This window comes from Mesorhizobium sp. 43Arga, from assembly GCF_053714255.1.
In genome coordinates, this window is the sequence record NZ_JBSKBO010000049.1 from 1 (window position 1) to 545 (window position 545).

A 545-nucleotide genomic window follows, 5' to 3' on the forward strand; every position below is an offset into this window, starting at 1 on the left:
GTCACGCCCTTCATCGGCAATCCGAACGTGTTCGGCTTCTTCCTCGTCGACGAGCCCGATCCGACGGGCAAATGGGGAACCTTTGCCACAGCCGACAATCTGAAGGCGGAATCCGACTGGATCCACACCAACCTGCCCGGCGCCAAGACCTTCATCACCATGATGAACATGGGGACTTCGGAAAATCCCGACTTTTCAAACACTTACAATCCCGCCAACACGCATATCGACTATTACGGCCTGGATCCCTACCCGGTACGCACCGGCACAAGCACGGTCGACTACAACATGATCGACAGGACCGTGGCCGCGGCGGTCGCCTCGGGCATCCCGCTCAGCCAGGTCGTTCCGGTTTATCAGACGTTCGGCGGCGGCAACTACACCACTGACACGGGCGGCCAGTATGTCCTCCCCACCGCTGCCCAGGAACAGACCATGCTGGACCACTGGGCCAAGGTGGCGCCATCGCCTGCCTTCGACTATGCCTATGCATGGGGGTCTCAACAGGGCGACACCGCACTTGGCAACTCGCCGGAGCTGCAGGC

Annotated in this window: 1 pseudogene; it reads left to right on the top strand. The window is 60.9% G+C overall.

The features are described from left to right. Positions 1–545, top strand: a pseudogene (locus ACWGS8_RS35170) (calcium-binding protein); the annotation flags it as partial.